The sequence below is a fragment of the Mycobacterium sp. genome (genome assembly GCF_035623875.1).
GTDB lineage: Bacteria > Actinomycetota > Actinomycetes > Mycobacteriales > Mycobacteriaceae > Mycobacterium.
On record NZ_DASPSP010000014.1, the window covers coordinates 1 to 4,234 of the forward strand.

At 65.0% G+C, this 4,234-nt stretch carries 4 protein-coding genes; 2 read left to right on the forward strand and 2 right to left on the reverse strand.

Translation table 11 applies throughout. The features are described 5' to 3' along the window. Together tal and tkt are read right to left on the reverse strand one after the other, a co-directional pair. Window positions 1–620 (reverse strand): transaldolase (tal, locus tag VEI45_RS01190; protein WP_324849313.1); only part of this gene is annotated, 620 nt, incomplete at its 3' end. Between the two features lie 15 nt (window positions 621–635). Continuing rightward, window positions 636–2,726 (reverse strand): transketolase, encoded by a 2,091-nt coding sequence (gene tkt / locus VEI45_RS01195; protein WP_324849315.1) that lies wholly within the window; start codon window positions 2,724–2,726, stop codon window positions 636–638. 191 nt (window positions 2,727–2,917) lie between these two features. Here tkt and VEI45_RS01200 point away from each other — a divergent pair, with 191 nt between their 5' ends. Together VEI45_RS01200 and VEI45_RS01205 are read left to right on the forward strand one after the other, a co-directional pair. After that, a complete protein-coding gene (locus VEI45_RS01200) occupies window positions 2,918–3,838 on the forward strand; it encodes a heme o synthase (protein WP_324849317.1) in 921 nt (306 codons plus the stop codon). 119 nt (window positions 3,839–3,957) lie between these two features. After that, a partial coding sequence (locus VEI45_RS01205) for a PPE family protein (RefSeq protein WP_324849319.1) occupies window positions 3,958–4,234 on the forward strand: 277 nt, incomplete at its 3' end.

Consider the following 4,234-nt stretch of genomic DNA (forward strand, 5'->3'; position numbering starts at 1 on the left):
GAGACGAAAAACGATGCCACCGAATGGATATTGGACACGTCGTGCCCGGCCTCCCGGGCCTTCTCCAGCCCGGCCAGGTAGGCATCCATCACCGCGCGGTGCCGCTCGACGGAGAAAATGAGCGTGACGTTAACCGAAATCCCCTCCGCCAGAGTGGCGGTGATGGCCGGCAGACCTGCCTTGGTTGCCGGGATCTTGATCAACAGGTCGGGCCGGTCGACGATCTTCCACAGCTCGATGGCCTGCTTGATGGTCTTGTCGGTGTCGTGCGCCAGCCGCGGGTCGACCTCGATCGACACCCGGCCGTCAACCCCGTCGGAGGCTTCCCACTGCGGCTTGAGCACGTCGCAGGCGTTGCGGACATCGTCGGTGGTGGCGGTGCGCACAGTGGCGTCCACGTCGGCGCCGCGCTCGGCCAGCTCGGCGACTTGAGCGTCATAGGCATCGCTCTCGGCCAGCGCCTTCTGGAAGATCGACGGGTTGGTGGTGACACCGACCACGCTCTTGGTGTCGATCAGTTCTTGCAGGTTGCCGGACTGCAAGCGCTGTCGGGACAAGTCATCCAGCCACACGGATACGCCCGCGGCGCTCAGCGCGGCGAGATTGGGATTCTGAGTCATCGAATTCCCTTCCTTCTAGTTGTCGATTGTTCGTTCGGCGGCATCAACGACGGCTTCAGGAGTGAACCCGAATTCGCGGAACAAGGTCTTCGCATCGGCGGATTCCCCGTAGTGCTCGATCGAAACGATCTCTCCGGTGTCGCCGACCAGCTTGTGCCAACACTGCGCGACGCCGGCCTCGACGGCGACGCGGGCCGACACCGACGGCGGCAGCACGCTGTCGCGGTATTCGTACGGCTGGGACTCGAACCATTCGACGCATGGCATCGACACCACGCGCGCAACAATGTCCTTGTCCGCCAACAACTTCTGCGCCTCAACAGCCAACTGAACCTCGGAGCCGGTGGCGATCAGAACGACGTCGGGCTCGTCGCCGCCGTCATCGCCCAAGATGTATCCGCCCCTGGCCACACCCTCGGCGTTGGTCCCCTCCAGCACCGGCAGACCTTGACGGGTCAGGATGAGGCCTACCGGACCGCTGCCGTTGCCGCGAGCCAAGATCGTCCGCCAGGCGTACGCGGTCTCGTTGGCGTCGGCCGGGCGCACCACTGACAGGTGCGGGATCGCACGCAGCGCGGACAGGTGCTCGATCGGCTGATGCGTCGGGCCGTCTTCGCCCAGTCCGATCGAATCATGCGTCCACACGTAGATCGTGTCGATATTCATGAGCGACGCCAGCCGGACTGCCGGGCGCATGTAGTCGGAGAACTGTAAGAAGGTGCCGCCATAGGCGCGGGTCGGGCCGTGCAGCACGATGCCGGACAGGATCGAACCCATCGCGTGCTCGCGGATACCGAAATGGAGCGTGCGGCCATACCAGTGCGCGGTGTAGTCCTTGGTCGAAATCGACGGCGGGCCAAAGGAGTCCACGCCCTTCATGGTGGTGTTGTTGCTGCCGGCCAGGTCGGCCGAACCACCCCACAGCTCAGGAAGTTTCCGTCCCACCGCCGATAGCACTTCGCCCGACGCGGCGCGGGTAGCCAGCGCTTTGGATCCCGGTTCCCAGTGCGGTAACTCGGCGTCCCACCCGTCGGGCAACTTTTTGGCGATCAACCGGTCCAGCAGCGCCTTGCGTTCCGGTTCGCGCTGCGCCCAGGCCTCGAATTCCGGTCGCCAGCGTTCGTGGGCCTCTTTGCCGCGGGCCACCAGGCCGCGGGTGTGCGTGATGACGTCCTCGCGCACCTCGAAGGTCTTGTCCGGATCGAATCCCAGGATCTTCTTGACTGCCGCGACCTCTTCGTCGCCGAGGGCCGCGCCGTGCGCCTTGCCGGTGTTCATCGCGTTCGGAGCCGGATAGCCGATGATGGTGCGCAGCGAGATGAACGAGGGCCGGTCGGTGACGGCCTTGGCATTGGCGATGGCCTCCTCGATACCGACCACGTTCTCGCCGCCCTCGACGCGCTGTACGTGCCAGCCGTAGGCCTCATATCGCGCCGCGGTGTCCTCACAGAGCGCGATATTGGTGTCGTCCTCGATCGAGATCTGGTTGTGGTCGTAGAACACAATGAGGTTGCCGAGCTGCTGGACCGCGGCCAGCGACGACGCCTCGGAGGTAACCCCTTCTTCGATATCGCCGTCCGAGGCGATCACATAGATGTAGTGGTCGAACGGGCTGGTCCCCGGGGCCGCGTCCGGATCGAACAGACCGCGTTCATACCGCGATGCCATCGCCATCCCCACCGCCGACGCCAGACCCTGGCCAAGCGGGCCGGTGGTCATCTCCACCCCTGTGGTGAGCCGGAATTCCGGGTGCCCGGGAGTCTTGGATCCCCAAGTGCGCAGCGATTCGATATCGGAGAGTTCCAGACCGAAACCGCCCAGGTACAGCTGGATATAGAGGGTCAAGCTGCTGTGCCCGGCCGACAGCACGAACCGATCACGGCCCAGCCAGTGGGTGTCGCCGGGGTCGTGCCGCATGGTCCGCTGAAACAGCGTGTAGGCCAGGGGGGCAAGGCTCATCGCCGTTCCGGGATGGCCGTTGCCGACCTTTTGGACCGCGTCGGCGGCCAGCACCCGGATGGTGTCGACCGCGGCCGAATCGATCTCGGTCCAGTCATCGGGATGGTGCGCTTGGGTAAGGGTCGAGATGTCTTCGAGTGTGGTCACGAGCGTCCTCGGGTCGACAAAGTGATCGAACCTCAGCCTAGTGCCGGACCCTACGTCGATGCAGGTCCAGTAGCACGTGAACTCCCGGCAAATTATTGCGAGTCGACCCTGGACTAGGAGCGGTGCAAGCAGGCGGTCTACCATCGCCTGTAGTAGAAGCTGCGCGCTGCTGTGATCCAAGGAGTCATTGCGTGAGCATTCGCGAGCGCGTTGCGCCGAGTCGAGTCAGCACCACTCTGCTGGCTTATCTGGCGTTGACCAAGCCGCGAGTTGTTGAGCTGTTACTGGTCACCGCAATTCCGGCGATGCTGCTCGCCGACCGCGGCACGGTGAATCCGCTGCTGATCCTGGATACCCTGATCGGCGGGATGCTGGCCGCGGGCGGCGCCAACACGCTCAATTGTGTGGCCGACGCCGACATCGACAAGATAATGAAGCGGACGGCGCGACGGCCGCTGGCGCGGGCTGCCGTGCCGACCAGAAACGCTCTGGTGTTCGGGCTGACGCTGAGTGTCGCTTCGTTCTTCTGGTTGTGGTGGACAACAAACCTGTTGTCCGGGCTGCTGGCGGTGGCCACGATCGCGTTCTACGTGTTCGTCTACACCCTGCTACTCAAGCGCCGGACCTCGCAGAACGTGGTCTGGGGCGGGGCGGCTGGCTGCATGCCGGTGATGATCGCCTGGTCAGCTGTCACCGGCACGATCGGTTGGCCGGCGCTGGTGATGTTCGTGATCATCTTCTTCTGGACCCCGCCGCACACCTGGGCGTTGGCGATGCGTTACAAGGACGACTACAAAGCGGCCGGTGTGCCGATGCTGCCGGCCGTCGCGACCGAGCGTCAGGTCACCAAGCAGATCCTGGTCTACACCTGGCTGACGGTGGCTGCGACGCTGGTGCTGGCGCTGGCAACTGGATGGCTGTACACCGCGGTCGCTGCGGTGGCCGGGATGTGGTTCTTGGCGATGGCCCACCAGCTCTACGCAGGGGTGCGCCGCGGTGAGCCGGTCAAGCCGTTGCGGCTGTTCTTGCAGTCGAACAACTACCTGGCGGTGGTGTTCTGCGCGCTGGCGATCGACTCGGCGATGGCACTGCCGACCCTGCTTCGTGTCTGACCGTCAGCGCCGCGTCCCAGACCCGCGGATACCCCCTACCCGGTTAGGGTCTTGTACTACGACACTGCGTCGTATTGAATCCCCGGCGTGGTCTTAGGGGTGGTTCGCGGGCTCGGCCGGTGACGGCGCCGATCTGGTTTGCCTCGCCGCCCGAGGTGCATTCGGCGTTGTTGAGCAGCGGCCCGGGACCCGGGTCGCTGCTGGCTGCGGCCGGCGCGTGGAACGCGTTGAGCACGGCATACGCGTCAGTCGCTGAGGAGCTCAGCACGGTCTTGGCGGCGGTGCAGGCCGGCGCGTGGCAGGGCCCTAGTGCCGACCAGTACGTGGCTGCGCATCTGCCCTACCTGGCGTGGCTGGTGCAGGCCAGCGCCAAGAGCGCCTCGGAGGCTAGCCAGC